Below are 15,861 nucleotides of genomic sequence, written 5' to 3'. Positions count from 1 at the left end.
GGTTGGGGGTCAGCGCACGATGTAGATCACCGAAAACAGGATGATCCACACGACGTCAACGAAGTGCCAGTAGTAGGAAACGACCATTGCCGTGACCGCCTGCTCGTGGGTGAACCGACGAGCCATGTAGGTGCGGGCAAGGGTGAACAGGAACAGGACCAGGCCGCCGGTCACGTGCAGGCCGTGGAAGCCGGTTGCCAAGAAGAAGGCCGAGAAATAGACGCTCGAGGAGATGGTGTGACCCTCGCCGATGAGGGTGATGTACTCCGCGACCTGTCCAGCGATGAACACCGCGCCCATGATGAAGGTCAGGGTGTACCACTCGCGCATGCCCCAGGAGGTGATGGCGCCGAGGCCCTTGGTCCGCTTGACCTGGCCATGCTCCGCGGCGTGAACACCCATCTGACAGGTCACCGACGACACCACCAGGATGAGGGTGTTGATGGCGGCGGCACCGACGGCCAGGTGACCGGATTCGGTCTGCCAGAGGGTCTGCTGCCCAGCCGTTGCCAAGTCGCTCGTCGTCTGGCGAATCATGAAGTAGGCCGCGAAGAGAGCGGCGAAGAACATGAGCTCGCTCGCCAGCCACACCCAGACACCCATGGGTAGGGCATCGGGACGACCTGCCGGCGCGTTGAGTCGCGTCGGCGCGATCGGATGGATGGCGCCCGTCGGTCGTTGTGAAGTTTGCGCTGAAGTGGCCACGGCCTCATTATGGCCGGAAATGTGTCATTGGTCATGTCGTTTCGCCGTTCCAGTTCGATTCGAGGTTGATTCTCTGGGGTCAGATGGCAAAATGCAGCGCTTTGTCCGAAGGTGTGATACTGGTCGTCTCAGTAGTCAGGATGGTCTCAGACCCAATGAGGCGCCGCAGGCTGTAGCATCACCCATGTTGCATCCGGCCTATTGGTGGCCGGCAGCTCAGTCAGTCCCACACAGTCGAGGGAAAGGGCCGCTCATGGGTGACAAGCACGGGGAGCCGTCGGGCGCTCTCAAGATTCTCGTTTACTCCGATGATCGCACTGTTCGTGAGCAGGTAAAGGTCGCGTTGAGCGGGACGATCGCCTCGGACCTTCCGCGTGCCGAGGTCATCGAGACAGCTACCCAGGCCTCGGTCGTCGATGCCGTGAGCAGCGGTCACTATGACGTCCTGGTCGCTGATGGTGAATCGACTCCGTACGGCGGGATGGGGGTGTGTCATCAGCTTAAGGATGAGGTTGAGGATTGTCCCCCGGTCGTCCTCCTGGTGGCTCGTATCGCCGATGCGTGGTTGGCGTCCTGGTCCCATGCTGACGCCGTCGCCACCCATCCTGTCGATCCGGTGGCCCTGCCCCAGACGGTGGCGTCAGTGGTTCGTGTTTCCCGTGGCGAGACTGCGAAGCCCGCCGCACAGACCATCTGACTCGAAGGAGTTCTGTGTCCGAGGATCACATCGACGAATTCACCTGGGCCGACCTGCTGACCGATCTGGTCGCGAGGCGCGACATGGATCGTGGCACCGCTGCCGCAGCGATGGAGAGGGTCCTGTCCGGAGAACTGACTCCAGTACAGGTTGCGGGCTTCGCAGTGGCACTGCGGGCCAAGGGCGAAACCGCCGATGAGATCGCGGGTATGGCAGAGGGAATGATGGGCCAGGCCACACCGGTGGAATTGGATCGCGATGCCGTTGACATCGTCGGTACCGGTGGCGACCGTGCCAATACTGTCAACATCTCGACGATGGCGGCCCTCGTTGCCGCTGGCGCCGGGGCCAAGGTCGTCAAGCACGGCAATCGCGCCGCCAGCTCCGCCTGCGGAACGGCAGACTGCTTGGAGGCTCTTGGCGTTGGAGTCGACATTGATCCGGAGCGCCAGGCGGATGTTCTTGACGAGGTGGGCCTGGTCTTCCTCTTCGCCCCGCGCTACCACGCTTCCTTGCGTCACGCCGCTCCGGCCCGCAAGGAGCTCGGCATCCAGACCACCTTCAACCTCCTCGGCCCGCTGACGAACCCGGCCCGCCCGCACGCTGCGGCGATCGGTATCGCAGATGGTGCCATGGCTCCGCTGGTCGCCGACGCCTTGGCGGCGCGAGGCACTCGCGGACTGGTCTTCCATGGCGAGGATGGTCTCGATGAGCTGACGACCACGACGACGTCGCAGGTCTGGGTAATCTCCGACGGCAAGGTTGCCGAGACCGCGATCGATCCGGCCGCCTTGGGCCTGACTCCGGCTGCTCCGGCTGACCTGGTGGGTGGGGATCCACAGTTCAACGCTGGCGTCGTTCGCAAGGTCTTGGCGGGGGAGCGCGGCCCGGTGCGCGACATCGTCCTGCTGAACGCGGCGGTAGCCTTGCTGGCCCATGACGGGCCGACGATTGACGAGGAGCTCGTCCCGCAGCTGGCTCAGGAGCTGGAACGTGCGGTCCAGTCCATTGATTCCGGGGCTGCCAGTGGTCGCCTCGATCGCTGGATCGCTGTTACCTCAGACTGATTGCAAGCGCTATCCACGGCCCGGCCCACAAGGCCGGGCCGTATGCAAATGCTGATCCCCATGGTGAGGGTCGGCGTCGGCGGATGAGTGTCGTCACGATCGCCATTACCGCTCCCAGCACGGTTGAGGCAAGTAAAGTCGTCATGCCAGCCTGGAAGATGTCTGGGTGAGGGGCAAGGGCGCCCGTGGTCGCACCGAGAAACCCCGTCCCGGCTGACAGCCTGACGTCCCCATACCCAAGGGAGGAGCTCAGCCGCCACATCAGCCAGAAGAAACCTGTTGATACCGCTGCCACGGCAACGCACCCGACCAGGGCTGGTAAGTACGGTGGATCCGTGACAGCCAGACCTGCGACGAGTGCGACTGCTGATTCGGCGACACATCGACGCCACAACTTCACCGGCAGGAAGGTGGTTGCTTGATCGACGGCCGCCAGGGTCGCGACCGATCCGGACCAGACCCACCAGGGTCCCCAGCTCCACCGTGGAGCAAGGGTTGAGGATAATCCGCATACGGCGGCTGTTGCGGTGACGATGAGGGTCCGGGTCGGTGTGGCCAGGGAGTCATATCGCGGCTTGATGGCCAGGATCTCGTCACCCACCACCTCGACAGTTGGTTCTGCCAGCCGGGGGACGGTGACGAGAAGATGCCACAACGCGAGCCCGCAGGAGATTGCAATCCCGATGACGGCCCACATGAGGATGGCTCACAAGGACGTGATGGGCTCGGGGGTGGCGAGTAGACCACGGGCCTCGCATGCCGCTCGACCCCCAAGTCGCGTCATCTCGGTGCACATGTCTTCCTCTCCGTCGAGGAGGGCCTGAGCCTGGGGGATCGTCACGTCGAGCATGGCGGCGATGTCCTCGACGTCACAACCAGTTTTCTGAAGGGCGAGAGCCCTGGTCTGGGTACTTCTGGCTGGTACGACCCTGTCGCGTGCTGCCTCGACATCGTCGACACTGACCGTGAGGATACGCATGGCATCGATAACACGAATCCGTTTCAGGGGCCGGTCACCCTGCCCGGCGAGCCGTCGGACGGTCTGGCTTGGGACGTGAGCGAGGAGGGCGATGACTCGCCATGGGATACGACATTCATGAACGAGGGAACGGACGTGGAGGGAGAAGTAGCGGGCGTCGACCCATGCTGTCGACGTTGCCGAGGACTGTAGATCGGGTCCAATCATGTGACAGGCCTTTCTGTCGGTGGGGTGCCCCGAGGGGTGTTGAACACTCATCTAATGGGCATAAGTGCCACCACAGAAGCCCAATGTGACATCAAAACTGTGTTGTTACATGACTGTTACATTGCGGACCATACAACGACACTGGATTACACAAATGGGAATCGGGCACGTGAGTGGAGCCGTTTCACCTCCGCGAAATGTTCGATACACACGACAACGGGGCCCGTCGAGTGACGAGCCCCGTTGAAATCGTGGAGTGAGAACTCAGCGCTGGGCCTTGGTGAACCCGGCAGCCTGGGCGGCCTCCTCAGTGGCGAACCACACGTCGGCGATGGTGCGGTCATAGCCGCCGGAACCGGGGACATGGTACTTCATCGAGCGGTCATTGCCCTTGATGACGTAGCCTTCCGGCGGGTTCTCACCGACGTACGAGGTGACCTTAGACTCCTCGTCCTTCTTGCTCTCCTCGGGAGCCTTGGTGGCGCCGTCCTTGGTGGTCGTCTCAGAGCGAGCGCCCTCGTCGACGAAGACGGTGGTCTCAGCGGTCGTCTCGGGAGCAGCGGCTGCGGGACCACCCTCGTCAGCCATGGCGGCGACAGGGTCGGCCGGAACCGACTTGTCCTCCTTCTTCTTTGACTCGGGCTTGGCAACCGGCTTGGAACCGTGGCTGGCCCCAGCCTTCTCGGCAGACTTGTCCTGAGTCTTCTCCTCGGCTTTGGCGGCCGGCTTCGGAGCGGGCTTGTCGGCCACCTCATCCTTGTCTCCTGGAGTCCAGGAGTAGGTGGCCTTGGGCTCATGGGCCGTCCAGCCATCGTCGGAGGAGCTCATGAAGCGCCGGCTGGCGACGATGGCAGCAGCTGAGATTCCGCCGAGAATGGCGAGAGTGCCGAGCACCTTGCCGAACTTGCCGCGGCGCTTGGCCTTCTTGACCGACTTCGTCTCGATGCCAGCCTTGGTGGCCAGCTCAGTCGACTCGCCCTTGAGGGCGGAGACGGCGGCCTGTCCACGACGGGTGGCCTCCTCGACGGCGGGCAGGGCAGTGACCTTCTCGGCACGCTCCTCGAGTCCGGGCAGGACGTCTTTCTGGAAGGTGTCATAAGCCTGGTGGAGAGCCGGGACAACCTTCTCCTGGGTGTACTCCTTCGAGACGTCAAGGGCCTTCTTGCCAGCCTCGACGGCCTGGTCGGAAATGGGTCCGAGCTTCTCGGAGATGGGGCCAATCTTGTCCGAGAGCTGATCGGTCAGCGGCCCGATCTTGTCATTGACCTGCGCGGCCAGCGGAGCAGCCTTGTCCTGGGCGGCTGTGAGGTATGCGGCGGCGATCTCCAGCGCCTGTGCACGCTGCTCCTTGAGCGTGCTGGGGCTGCTTGCGGCGGCGGTCTTGCGGGAAGCCTTCTTCTTGCAGGACACGGTTCCTCCAATTCGTATGGGATAAAGCTCGTGATCGAGCACTCCCCACGGTATCCATCAAATGGCCCTCAGACCAGGGAACCGCAGTTCCTGGTGTTCACTGGAGGGTCAATTCCGGTCAGTCCAGTGTGAGACTCAGTAGTCTGGAATCGACCACATCGTTTCTCATAGGAAGGCAGGCAGGTGGCCTCTACCGCGACTCTGCACACCAACCACGGCGACATCGTCCTCAATCTCTTTGCCGATCAGGCTCCCAAGACCGTCGAGAATTTCGTCGGCCTGGCTGGCGGCACCAAAGAGTACGTCGACCCGCACACTGGTCAGCCGACCACTGGCAAGTTCTACGACGGCTTGACCTTCCACCGTGTCATCGACGGGTTCATGATCCAGGGCGGTTGCCCCCTCGGTACCGGAACTGGCGGCCCCGGCTACCAGTTCGCTGACGAGTTCCACCCCGAGCTCGCCTTCTCCAAGCCCTACCTGCTGGCCATGGCCAATGCGGGCCCGGGCACCAACGGTTCCCAGTTCTTCATCACCGTCGCCCCGACCCCGCACCTGAACCGTCGTCACACCATCTTCGGTGAGGTCGCGAACGAGGAGTCCCGCAAGGTCGTCGACGAGATCGCTCAGGTTCGTACTGGCCGTATGGATCGTCCGGTCGAGCCGGTCGTCATCGAGAGCGTCGAGCTGTCCTGACGCCTTGTGCCCTGGTCCTCGCGGGCTTGTTCGCGAGAACCAGGGTGCCTGCCCCGAGGTGGCCGCACCTCGGGGCATTTCCACCACTGTCGCTTTTCCCCGTCATCGACGGCTCTGGACCGGAGGAGATTTATGCCTGACCGATGGAGTGAGCACCCCGTCCGCCCCGCCCCGGCACTGTGTCCGGCGTCGCTGGCCTTGGCCGTCGTGACCGTGCTGGTGACTATTGCGGCACGATTCACCCCCTTGTCGTCGATGTTGGCCTCTGGAGCCGTGAAGGCCTATGACTTCCAGATCTGGCGGCCGCTGGTCTTCTCCTTGACGACGTCGTCCATCTTCGGTGCCGTCCTGAGCGGTTTGCTCCTGGTGCTCATCGGCCATCAGATCGAGCCGATGACCGGTTCGGTGCAGTTCGCCTTCCTGTACCTGCTGTGTGGGGTCGGTGGATCGACGGCGATCAGCCTTGCGGGGGCGTCGTACTGCTTCGAAGGATCCCTGTGTGGCTTGTTTGGCTTGATGGCGGCATCGGCGGTCGTCAAGTACGTCCAGAAACAGGACGTTCGCGCGGACGTTGTGTTGCTGACGATGTTCATCATCTGGGCCATCGTGATTGGGTCGTACACCTGGATCGCCGATATCGGCGCAGTTGTCGTTGGAGCGGTGTCTGGCTGGGCATGGCTGCAGACCCGGTGGTCCTCACACCGTCGCCAGCTCGGGGCGGGATTGGCAATCCTCGCGGTCTGTCTCGCCGCCCTCGTCGTCACCTGGGTGGTGTGAGGCGGCTACTCGCACGGCGAGTTCTTCCGTGGACATCCAACAGTGGGCTGGCCATGACCATTCCCCGGTGATGTCAACGAGCCGGACCCCAGGTTCTTCAAACCATGATGCAACCAACTCGGCTTCCTCGATGGTGCATGCCGGTAGACCTGCTGGGGGAGGGGCGACGCTCTCCGCCGTTGCGCAGATCGCATCGATGGTGGGCATGGGGTCGGTTCCTGTGCTGCATCGTCCTGCTCCAGCCAGTCGGCCATGTCGGACGACGTGAATCTCCCAGAAAGCGCCTTCCCGCCGAGCCGCCACGATCTGGCGACAGGACGCCAAGGACGTCAACCGGGCACGTCGTCGGGTTGCCCTCAGCGCTTCTCGGGCGTCCTCGGTGTATTCTGCGGCCTCCTCGAAGCGCTCGGCGTCGGACAGGTGGGCGATTCGTTCCGCAAGCCGATCTGTGAGATCACGGACGTCCGAGGTCATGGCCGTGCGAGTGCGGTCGACGATTGCTGAGTAGTCGGTGGCAGGATTCAGGCAAGGGGCTGAGCACCGTCCCATCTCCGCCAACGGGCACCCGTCAGGATGACGTGACAGTGATCCGCTGCACTGTCGAAGGCCAAACGCTTCAGCGAGGACGATGGCGGCGCGAGTTGCCGCTCGACGACTCGTGAACGGTCCCCACGGCGGCTGTGAACCGCGATGGGCCCGTTGCATCACAGAGGGGCGGGGATGAGCTTCGTCAGTGAGGGTGACCCACCACACCGACCCTTGGCGACGCGAACGACGGTTGTACCGCGGCCGGTGGGCGTCAATGAGACGTAGCTCTCGCACTCCCGCCTCAAGACGAGTCGAGCATTCTCGGGCTTTCACCCCTGTTGCGACCCGGACCATCTCGTCCATCCGGCGCCGCGTCTCGGAGGCTGTGAAGTACTGCGACACCCGTCGTCGAATATTGACCGACGTGCCCACGTAAAGTACCTCGGGCGGGGAGGGCGCTGGTTTGTCGAGGCAGAACCAGTACACGCCAGGTCCTTCCGGGAGGCCCTTGGCCCACACCCGGCGGCGTCGCCGAGCTTGAGGGACCCGGTGAGTCATCTCCAGCAGGTCTTCCAAGGTGGTGACGCCGAGGTTTCCCACTCGTTCGATGAGACCGTGCAGGACGTCGACAGTCGCCCGAGCATCAGCCAGTGCGCGATGAGACGGCGTCGTCGTGGTCCGAAACAACTGGGACAGGGTGCCCAACCTGTAGTTGCGAACCTCGTCACGGGGGAGCACGGAGCGAGCCAGCGCGAGGGTGTCCACGACAGCAGGGTTCTCCCACGAGTAGTCATGCTCGGCATAGGCGCGCTTGAGGAAGCCGACGTCGAAGCGGGCGTTGTGGGCCACCAGCACCGTGCCCCGACTGAATTCTGACCAACTCGGCAGGACGGCGTCCAGTGGTGGTGCAGGCCGGACCATGGTGTCCGTGATACCGGTGAGGACCTGGACGGAAGCCGGAATTGGCTCGGACGGGCGGACGAGGGTCTGGAACTCACCTTCGACGTGACCTCCGCACACCTTGACCGCCCCGATCTCGGTGATCTGGGCGTTGTCGCCAGTGCCGGTGGTCTCGAGGTCGACGACGCAGAAGGTGACGTCGGGCAGAGGAGTGCCCAGATCGTCGAAGGAGGGCTGGAGAGGTGCGGCACTCATGATCGGGACGGTAGACACTCCCTGTGACAGGATGTGTTGGACATGGGCGAGACCGATGGAGAACAGCCGTGTCAGAGCCGTGGCGCGCACGGATATTGACGATGGACGCGCACTGGTGTGAGCGTTTTCCCTGAGGAGTTGCCCAGCTCCTGAGGACCACATAAGATTCTCTCAGTCGGCAAGGATGGTCCGGGCTCGACGGCCAAATCACAGTTGGACGGATGATTCGGTCCCACCGCGTCATGGTGCGGTCGGACTGGTCAGGTGATGGTGAAGGGTAGACAGTGGAGCGCAGATTTGGAGCTTCTCAGATGAGTGGTGGCACCCCTCGACGTGGACGGGGCGTCGCAGTAGCTGCGATGACGGGAGCAATCATCCTCGGCACGGTGGCATCGGTTGAGCTGGGAGCTCAGGCTGCTCCTGACCCCATCGATCAGGCGAAGACCCGCCTGGCTCAGCTCGACGAGCAGACCGCCAAGGTGCAGGAGGACTACACCAAGGCCCAGGCTGCTCTCGACAAGACTCAGAAGGATCTCAATCGTTCGCAGAAGGACCTCGGCGCACAGTCTGCCAAGGTGGCGACCATGCGCAAGGCCCTCGGTCGTGTTGCTCTGAGCGACTACCAGAGCGGTCGCGGCGTCTCGACGACCACCCAGCTCGTGACCAGTGGTGACTCCGGCCAGTTCCTGTCCAAGCTGGCAACCGTCCAGAACGTCACCGATCGCACCACTGAACAGTTCCAGGATTTTCAGGCTCAGCAGGCCCGGTTGGCTTCCCTGGAGTCGCAGGCCCAGGCTGACCGAGCCACCATCAAGGCTCAGCGTGACCAGCAGGCCAAGCTGCTGGCTGACGCCAAGAAGAAGGAGCAAGAGGCCAAGGAGGTCGTCGAACGCCTCTCCGCACAGCAGCGTGCCGAGCTCGAGCGTCGTCAGGCCGCCGAAGCGGCTGCTTCGACCGCCAACGTCGTGTCCCGGGCTGCGGGACGTTCTGCTGCCCCGTCAACTCCCCAGTCCGCTCAGAACGCGAAGGGTGATCAGGTCTCGATCCCCGCTCCTTCGGAAAGTGTCTCTTCCCGTGCTCAGGCCGCTCTCAGTTTCGCGATGGCCCAGCTCGGCAAGCCTTACATCTGGGGTGGAACTGGACCGTCCGGGTATGACTGCTCCGGTCTCATGATGGCCGCGTGGGGCAAGGCCGGCGTCGGTCTGCCGCGAACCGCAGCCGCTCAGTACGCGGCAGGTCGCCCAGTGGCGACATCCGACTTGCAGCCGGGTGACCTCGTCTTCTTCTACCCGGGCATCACCCACGTCGGCATGTACATCGGTGGCGGCAAGTTCGTTCACGCATCCAATCCGCGAACCGGCATCAAGATCTCCACCCTGACGTACCAGACCTCGTACCAGGGTGCGCGCCGCTTCGGCTGACCTTCCTTGCTTAGCGTCGGTATAGACATCGGCGGCACGAAAGTCGCCGCTGGTGTCGTGGATGAAAATGGCCAGATCGTTCAGCGTATCCAGTGCCCGACCCCCTCTCGCAGTCCGGAGGCCGTCGAGGACGCGATCGTCGAATCAGTTCGCGAGCTGTCCCACGACCTCCCGATATGCGCAGTCGGCATCGGAGCTGCGGGGTGGATAGACACCGAACAGGCGCTCGTGCGATTTTCCCCGCACTTGGCATGGCGTAACGAGCCGCTGCGAGATCGTCTTTCCGAGCGCATCACCGTCCCCGTTCTCGTCGACAATGACGCCAACGCAGCCGCTTGGGCCGAGTTCCGCTTCGGAGCTGGCAAGGGATCGCGTGTCATGGTGTGTCTCACCCTGGGAACCGGCATCGGTGGGGCGCTGGTCATCAATGGGCGGATGTTCCGTGGTCGTTATGGCATGGCCGGTGAATTCGGCCACATGACGGTTGTTCCAGACGGTCACTGGTGCCCGTGCGGCAACCGTGGCTGCTGGGAGCAGTACGCGTCCGGAAACTCTCTCGTGAGGGATGCTCGCGCCCTCCTGGCAGAAGGAGCTCCCGGGGTTCAGGATCTGTTGTCCTATGTCACCGATCGCGATCCTGATAACCTCGTCGGCCCTGATGTCACCCGCGCGGCCGTGGACGGCGACCGGTTGGCCATCGAACTCATTGCAGACATCGGTATCTGGCTGGGTCGTGGCATGGCCAACCTTGCCGCTGCCCTCGACCCTGACCTCTTCGTCGTTGGCGGGGGCGTCAGTGCTGCCGGGGACCTGCTGCTCGAGCCTGCCCGCACGGTGTACGCCCGCACCCTCACCGGTCGCGGTTTCCGGCCCATGGCCGACATCCAAAAGGCTCATTTCGGCAATGACGCAGGGTTGATCGGTGCTGCCGATCTCGCCCGGCACTCCATCAATGAGCCTCCGGGCCTGGCGCGCGGTTTCTGGCCGCGTCGACGTACTGCCGTCCGCAAACCACGTCGCACACTGCGTCAAAGTCTCACTGAGACCCTTACCGGGCCCGTCGTCCGGGACAGATGAGCGGCTACAGCCGAGAATGATTGCCCCACGGGCCGGCGTCGTCGCGTTCCCGTCGGGTGATGGCTTGCCAGATGAGTAGGCTCACTCCGGCTCCTCCTGACGTCATCGCCAGAATGAGCGCTGTATCGGGGACGTTGATCCCTCCCATGGACAGCAACACCGTGACGATGCAGATTGCCACCAGGATGAGTCCGACCTTTGTGACCGGGCTCGTCGGGGATGGTGATTCGACGGGTGATGGCCCATCGATCTCATCGGGATCGGGTGCCGGCTCCGGGGGAATGGGAGCCGGGGCACGCCGTGCCGGTCGGTCCTGGGGAGGAGGGCGCCCCGGGGCGGTGACAACCTCCCCGAATTCGCGACCAATGAGCTCCTCGAATGCGGCATCGACATCGTTGTCGTCGCTGTCCATTATCCCTCCACCCGTCAGGGAACTCGAGGTGCCGCTAGGCTTGGTCGCCGAGGAGGCCCCATGTGGTACGAGTTCTTCAAGTATGCGCTCTTCGGACCAGGAGTGCGAGCCCTGTGGCACCCCCGTGTCATCGGTGAGGAAAACATACCCGCCGAGGGTGGGGTGATCCTGGCCTGTAACCACATTGCGGCCCTGGACCCCATCATCGTGGCGTCCATGATTGATCGGAAACTCACCTACCCGGCCAAGAAGGAGCTCTTTGCCGGGGACCGCGGATTCTGGTCGAAGGTGGTTGCGTGGTTCCTGCGCGCGGTTGATCAGGTGCCGCTGGATCGCTCAGGTGGCCGCACCAGCGTCAATGCCATGGGGCCGGTGGAACGCCGACTCGCCGAGGGCGGCCTGGTCGGCATCTTCCCGGAAGGAACTCGCTCTCCTGATGGCCGACTCTACAAGGGTAAGACGGGTGTTGCCCGGATGACCCTGGGCTCGGGAGCTCCGGTCGTGCCGGTGGGCATCAGCGGTACCACGGTGAGGCGCAAGGTTCTCGGCATCCCGTTGCTGGAGCACCCGACCGTCGTCTTCGGCAAGCCCATGCACTTCGACGTGCTGGCTGATCGTACCGAGGAGACTGCGGTACTGCGCTGGGTTACCGACGAGGTGATGGGAGCGATCAGCGATCTCACCGGCCAAGGATATGTCGACGTGTATGGCTTCCGGGTGAAGCACGGCAATCTCCGGGGCAAGGATGTCTCGAAGTTCGTCAAACCCCGACCAGGCGGTAAGCCCGTGCCGCCGCCCCGCGTGGCGAAGGCCTGATGGTATGAACTGGTTGCGTCGATCCCATGGCGAGGTGACAGGCCAACCCTTGCCCGCTCAACCAGTGATCGTTGCGGTTCATCTGCGTCGTCGCGGAGATCTGGCGACGGCCGAGCAGTGCCTGTCAGGAGCGAAACGCAAGGTCCACCGGATGTCCGGGCGTCGGTCCAGGGGCGAGCAATCCCATGGCGAGGCACGAGAACACCTGTCTCAGGGTTGCGTCGTCGTCATGGCACCTGAGGGGGTACACAGCTGGGCAGGGCAGATCCATCGGGTTGACGTCGAGGTTGCCCGGTTGGCGCTTGCTGCCGGGGCCCTCGTCGTGCCAGCTCAGGTCACCGACGGAGGGCTTGTCCTCGGTGATCCTGTCGACCTGTCTCGCCATGCCGCCACGCCGCACTCCCACGCGGTCCTGAGAGCGGCTGCCGACGACATCGCTCTGGCTTTGTGTGATCTCACGGGACTGACCTACCAGGACCATCCGGCGGTGAGGGGAGATCTTCGGCCGCGCCCACTCATCTGGATCTCACGTATGCACAAGCTGAGGCGGGATCGCAAGAGGCGCCGTCAGGCCGAGGAGGAACAGTTGAGCCAGGAGAACGCCCGCGACGCCGAGGAGCTTGCCCGCGAGGAGGAGAAGGCCCGACTGGCTGCTCAGCTTCAGGCCCGCAAGGCCTCGCTGGCTGATCGGTTGGCAGAACACGGCATTCACCCGGGCCGGTGAGAGCCGGGTCGAGCACGGGCCTGAGTGAGACTGTCAAGTCCCTCACTGTGCGGAACGGAAGCAATGATGGCGGTGAGGGGAAGTAGACTCCCGGCCATGTCCCAGAGCGTTCCCAGTCTTGAGGCCCTTAACGCCCTGCCCCGGGTCCAGCAACCGAGTTACCCCGATCCCCAGGCGACTGGCGAGGTGATCGAACAGCTTCGCGCTCTGCCTCCACTGGTGTTCGCAGGGGAGTGCGATGACCTTCGCGCCCATCTGGCAGCGGTTGCCAATCGCGAGGCCTTCCTACTGCAAGGTGGCGACTGCGCGGAGACCTTCGCCGGCGTCAATGCCGCCAATATCAAAGGAAAACTCCGTGTGCTGCTGTCCATGGCAGTCGTCATGACCTATGCCGGTCAGCTCCCGGTGGTCAAGGTTGGCCGGATCGCCGGACAGTACGCCAAGCCGCGCTCCAAGGACACCGAGACCCGACGCGGCCTCACGCTGCCCAGCTACCGGGGTGACGCCGTCAATGGGTTTGAGTTCACCCCGGAGGCACGCGTGCACGATCCCAAACGTCTGGTCGGGGTGTACAACGCGTCAGCAGCGACCCTGAACCTGGTGCGGGCGTTTGCCACCGGTGGCTTCGCCGACCTGCGTGGCATCCATGCGTGGAATGCCGACTTCGTGCGTAACTCCAACGTCGAGGCCCGGTACGAGGCGTTGGCATCGGAGATTGAGCGGGCACTGGTCTTCATGATGGCCTGTGGAGTCGAGGACGATCAGCTGTCCACCGTCGACTTCTACGCCAGCCACGAGGCCCTGCTGCTCGACTACGAGCACGCCATGACGAGGATCGACTCACGCTCCCAGCTGCCCTACGACTGCTCGGGTCACCTGCTGTGGATCGGCGAGCGGACCCGTCAGCTCGACGGCGCCCATGTCGAGTTCCTGCGTCATGTACGCAACCCATTGGGAATCAAGCTCGGCCCGACGACGACATGGGAGGATGCCGTCGCCATCGCAGATTCTCTTGACCCGGACCACGAGCCCGGACGTCTCACCTTCATCACCCGGATGGGCAGCAAGGCAGTACGCACCAACCTGCCGAAGGTCATCGAGGCGGTCGAGACCACCGGCCGCAAGGTGGTGTGGAGCTGTGACCCGATGCACGGCAACACCTTCGAGACCGACAACGGTTACAAGACGCGGTCGTTCGCTGATGTCTGCGACGAGGTCAATGGCTTCTTCGACGTCCACGAAGAGCTGGGCACCTGGCCAGGGGGCGTGCACATCGAGTTGACCGGTGACGACGTCACGGAGTGTCTGGGCGGCATCGACATGCTCGCCGAGGCTGACCTGGCAAATCGGTACGAAACCGCGTGCGACCCGCGTCTGAACCGAAACCAGTCCTTGGAACTGGCTTTCATGATTGCCGAGAGGCTGGCTGACGGTCGTCTCAAGCGCAATGCCGTCAGCCCGCTGGCGAGGTTCCGCGGCATCGATCTGTGATGAGTCAGGTGGGCGAGTTCAGCGGCGAATGTCGCTGAACTGGTTGCCGTCGGCTGGTGGCGGCGGGACACTAGAGACATGAGAATCACGCATCTGGGGCACTCCTGCATCCTCGTCGAAGCAGCCGGGAAGCGGATCCTCGTCGACCCTGGCAACTTCAGCCAGGCTTGGCACGGGCTGACCGGCCTGGACGCCATCCTCGTCACCCATCGCCACCCCGATCACGTTGATCCTGATCACGTTGGTGCTCTGGTCGACGCCAACTCCGGGGCCGTCGTCCGTGCTGAGGAGGGTGCGTGCCACGAGGTCCCTGCCCTTGACGCCGATCCCATCTCTCCAGGTGACGTGTTGCAGCTCGGTGAGGTAAGGATCGAGGCTGTGGGTGGTCATCACGCGATCATCCATCGGGATCTCGAGCCGATCGGCAACGTCGGGTACCTCATCGGTGAGGGACTCGGCACGATCCTCTTCCATCCCGGTGACGAGCTGGACGAGACTCCGCGAGGAGTCGACGTCCTGGCTTGCCCAGCCCATGGTCCATGGGCGGCCATGAAGGAGACCCTCGACTTCGCAAGGTCTGTGGGGGCCCGTCATGGATTCCTCATCCATGACGGCTTGCTCAACGAGCGAGGCTGGCAGCTGGCCTTCGATCGTCACCAGGAGATGGTCCCGACCATCTTCCACGATCTACGCGGTGGCCACCCCTGGGAAGTTCCCGAGGACTGATTTTTAAAGGATTCAGAGCATTCGGTCCATGCCGAACCTCGGAGCCCAGGCCGGATCGACCTGGGACGCCGGAGGCTCGGTGTGGTGCTGAGGTGCACCGCGACGCCGACGAGGCGGGCGGACGGCGAGGGCCATGGCGGCCAGGATGGCGATACCGCCGATCGTGATACGACCGGTGAGGGTCTCGCCGCCGAGGCCGATGGCGAAGATGGCTCCCCACAGCGGCTCGGTGCACATGATGACGGCGGCACGGGTGGACTCGACGCGGGCTTGGCCCCAGCTCTGCATGAAGGTCGTCAGGGTGCCGCAGATGACGGCGAGGTAGGTCAGGGCGAGCCAATCCTCCATGTGAGTGGGGGCACTCAGGCCGCCGGGCAAGGCTGCAATGGTACAGACGACGGCGACAGTGATGGTCTGGTAGAGTCCCAGCGACGCGACATTGGACGGATTGGCGAAACGTCCGGTCGCTACGATGTGGCCGGCGTAGGCCAGGGCGGACGCCAGGGTCAACAGCTGGCCGACACCACCGAACCCGCTCCCGATTGAGGACGGGTCAAGGGCCAGCACTCCCATACCGACGGTCGCCAGGGCAACAGCTCCCCACACGGCATTGGACGCCTTCCTGCGGAAGATGACGGCTGCCAGCAGCGGGGTGAAGACGACGTACAGGCTGGCGATGAATCCGTTCGTCGCGGCCTCGGTGCTGCTCAGTCCGATGGCCTGGAGCAGCTGTCCGGAAGCGAAGAGGACGCCGAGGACGGCTCCCTTGGTGATGGTGCGCATGTCCGTGTGCCAAGCCTTGGGAAAGAGAATCCCGAAGGCGGCCGCAGCGAGGGCAAAACGACAGGCGAGCAGGTTCTCCGGGCTCATGTGGGCGTAGACGCCCTTCATGACGACCAGGGTCGATCCCCAGAGAGCAGCCATGAGAAGAAGTGCGGGCACAGCAAGGCGCGAAGAACGAAAACCAACCACG

Annotated in this window: 17 protein-coding genes; 10 read left to right on the top strand and 7 right to left on the bottom strand. The window is 63.7% G+C overall.

Going from position 1 to position 15,861, the window contains the following annotated elements:
- Nucleotides 1-9: 9 nt before the first annotated feature.
- On the bottom strand, nt 10-705 hold the full coding sequence (ctaE, locus tag PALO_RS07300; protein ID WP_431831029.1) for an aa3-type cytochrome oxidase subunit III: 696 nt from the start codon (nt 703-705) through the stop codon (nt 10-12).
- A gap of 184 nt (nt 706-889) precedes the next feature.
- Between ctaE and PALO_RS07295 the strand changes: the two genes are divergently transcribed.
- Both PALO_RS07295 and trpD read left to right on the top strand, forming a co-directional pair.
- Nucleotides 890-1,402, top strand: coding sequence for a response regulator transcription factor (locus PALO_RS07295; RefSeq protein WP_373430828.1), 513 nt, complete (start codon nt 890-892; stop codon nt 1,400-1,402).
- A 14-nt stretch (nt 1,403-1,416) separates the two neighbouring features.
- Nucleotides 1,417-2,469, top strand: a complete 1,053-nt coding sequence (gene trpD / locus PALO_RS07290; protein ID WP_004811853.1) for an anthranilate phosphoribosyltransferase — start codon at nt 1,417-1,419, stop codon at nt 2,467-2,469.
- Here trpD and PALO_RS07285 read toward each other — a convergent pair.
- The 3 genes from PALO_RS07285 to PALO_RS07275 form a co-directional block, all read right to left on the bottom strand.
- On the bottom strand, nt 2,456-3,166 hold the full coding sequence (locus tag PALO_RS07285; RefSeq protein WP_015583031.1) for an A24 family peptidase: 711 nt from the start codon (nt 3,164-3,166) through the stop codon (nt 2,456-2,458). The genes trpD and PALO_RS07285 overlap by 14 nt on opposite strands.
- Before the next feature lie 9 nt (nt 3,167-3,175).
- Complete coding sequence (locus PALO_RS07280; protein WP_015583030.1) at nt 3,176-3,655, bottom strand: hypothetical protein; 480 nt, start codon at nt 3,653-3,655, stop codon at nt 3,176-3,178.
- A gap of 264 nt (nt 3,656-3,919) precedes the next feature.
- Complete coding sequence (locus PALO_RS07275) at nt 3,920-5,065, bottom strand: sunset domain-containing protein (RefSeq protein WP_015583029.1); 1,146 nt, start codon at nt 5,063-5,065, stop codon at nt 3,920-3,922.
- 183 nt (nt 5,066-5,248) lie between these two features.
- Here PALO_RS07275 and PALO_RS07270 point away from each other — a divergent pair, with 183 nt between their 5' ends.
- Nucleotides 5,249-5,761, top strand: a complete 513-nt coding sequence (locus tag PALO_RS07270; RefSeq protein WP_004811849.1) for a peptidylprolyl isomerase — start codon at nt 5,249-5,251, stop codon at nt 5,759-5,761.
- A gap of 198 nt (nt 5,762-5,959) precedes the next feature.
- Nucleotides 5,960-6,538 (top strand): rhomboid family intramembrane serine protease, encoded by a 579-nt coding sequence (locus PALO_RS07265; protein ID WP_036902339.1) that lies wholly within the window; start codon nt 5,960-5,962, stop codon nt 6,536-6,538.
- Here the strand turns inward: PALO_RS07265 and PALO_RS07260 are convergent.
- The gene (locus tag PALO_RS07260) at nt 6,458-8,221 is read right to left on the bottom strand and encodes a DEDD exonuclease domain-containing protein (protein WP_187290317.1); all 1,764 of its coding nucleotides are present in this window, start codon (nt 8,219-8,221) and stop codon (nt 6,458-6,460) included. The two genes, PALO_RS07265 and PALO_RS07260, sit on opposite strands and share 81 nt — an antisense overlap.
- Nucleotides 8,222-8,532: 311 nt before the next feature.
- On the opposite strand from PALO_RS07260, the gene PALO_RS07255 reads away from it, so the two are divergent.
- On the top strand, nt 8,533-9,642 hold the full coding sequence (locus PALO_RS07255; RefSeq protein WP_023032513.1) for a C40 family peptidase: 1,110 nt from the start codon (nt 8,533-8,535) through the stop codon (nt 9,640-9,642).
- Nucleotides 9,643-9,648: 6 nt separating this feature from the next.
- The gene (locus PALO_RS07250; protein ID WP_004811845.1) at nt 9,649-10,719 is read left to right on the top strand and encodes an ROK family glucokinase; all 1,071 of its coding nucleotides are present in this window, start codon (nt 9,649-9,651) and stop codon (nt 10,717-10,719) included.
- 4 nt (nt 10,720-10,723) lie between these two features.
- Here the strand turns inward: PALO_RS07250 and PALO_RS07245 are convergent, their stop codons facing one another.
- Nucleotides 10,724-11,131, bottom strand: a complete 408-nt coding sequence (locus PALO_RS07245) for a hypothetical protein (RefSeq protein WP_015583025.1) — start codon at nt 11,129-11,131, stop codon at nt 10,724-10,726.
- A 60-nt stretch (nt 11,132-11,191) separates the two neighbouring features.
- Between PALO_RS07245 and PALO_RS07240 the strand changes: the two genes are divergently transcribed.
- From PALO_RS07240 to PALO_RS07225, 4 genes are all read left to right on the top strand, one after another.
- Nucleotides 11,192-11,947 carry a lysophospholipid acyltransferase family protein gene (locus tag PALO_RS07240; protein ID WP_015583024.1) on the top strand — a complete coding sequence of 252 codons (756 nt, stop codon included), beginning with the start codon at nt 11,192-11,194 and terminating at the stop codon, nt 11,945-11,947.
- Nucleotides 11,948-12,098: 151 nt separating this feature from the next.
- Nucleotides 12,099-12,671: a 1-acyl-sn-glycerol-3-phosphate acyltransferase gene (locus PALO_RS07235; protein ID WP_174266676.1), complete on the top strand. Its 573-nt coding sequence runs from the start codon at nt 12,099-12,101 to the stop codon at nt 12,669-12,671.
- A 72-nt stretch (nt 12,672-12,743) separates the two neighbouring features.
- The gene (locus PALO_RS07230; protein WP_187290316.1) at nt 12,744-14,162 is read left to right on the top strand and encodes a class II 3-deoxy-7-phosphoheptulonate synthase; all 1,419 of its coding nucleotides are present in this window, start codon (nt 12,744-12,746) and stop codon (nt 14,160-14,162) included.
- A gap of 78 nt (nt 14,163-14,240) precedes the next feature.
- Nucleotides 14,241-14,888 (top strand): MBL fold metallo-hydrolase, encoded by a 648-nt coding sequence (locus PALO_RS07225; protein WP_015583022.1) that lies wholly within the window; start codon nt 14,241-14,243, stop codon nt 14,886-14,888.
- A 12-nt stretch (nt 14,889-14,900) separates the two neighbouring features.
- Here the strand turns inward: PALO_RS07225 and PALO_RS07220 are convergent, their stop codons facing one another.
- Nucleotides 14,901-15,860, bottom strand: coding sequence for a DMT family transporter (locus PALO_RS07220; protein WP_015583021.1), 960 nt, complete (start codon nt 15,858-15,860; stop codon nt 14,901-14,903).
- Nucleotide 15,861: the final 1 nt, after the last annotated feature.

Origin of the sequence: Cutibacterium avidum 44067 (genome assembly GCF_000367205.1) — a bacterium.
GTDB classification, from domain to species: domain Bacteria; phylum Actinomycetota; class Actinomycetes; order Propionibacteriales; family Propionibacteriaceae; genus Cutibacterium; species Cutibacterium avidum.
This window is presented reverse-complemented; position numbering and strand designations above follow the sequence as displayed.

Bases quoted from the DNA above. Each gene is read 5' to 3' on its own strand.
- PALO_RS07240 (WP_015583024.1), top strand. From the start codon at position 11,192: ATGTGGTACGAGTTCTTCAAGTATGCGCTCTTCGGACCAGGAGTGCGA.
- PALO_RS07235 (WP_174266676.1), top strand. From the start codon at position 12,099: ATGTCCGGGCGTCGGTCCAGGGGCGAGCAATCCCATGGCGAGGCACGA.
- PALO_RS07285 (WP_015583031.1), bottom strand. From the start codon at position 3,166: ATGTGGGCCGTCATCGGGATTGCAATCTCCTGCGGGCTCGCGTTGTGG.
- PALO_RS07295 (WP_373430828.1), top strand. From the start codon at position 890: ATGTTGCATCCGGCCTATTGGTGGCCGGCAGCTCAGTCAGTCCCACAC.
- PALO_RS07255 (WP_023032513.1), top strand. From the start codon at position 8,533: ATGAGTGGTGGCACCCCTCGACGTGGACGGGGCGTCGCAGTAGCTGCG.
- PALO_RS07225 (WP_015583022.1), top strand. From the start codon at position 14,241: ATGAGAATCACGCATCTGGGGCACTCCTGCATCCTCGTCGAAGCAGCC.
- PALO_RS07280 (WP_015583030.1), bottom strand. From the start codon at position 3,655: ATGATTGGACCCGATCTACAGTCCTCGGCAACGTCGACAGCATGGGTC.
- PALO_RS07260 (WP_187290317.1), bottom strand. From the start codon at position 8,221: ATGAGTGCCGCACCTCTCCAGCCCTCCTTCGACGATCTGGGCACTCCT.
- PALO_RS07245 (WP_015583025.1), bottom strand. From the start codon at position 11,131: ATGGACAGCGACGACAACGATGTCGATGCCGCATTCGAGGAGCTCATT.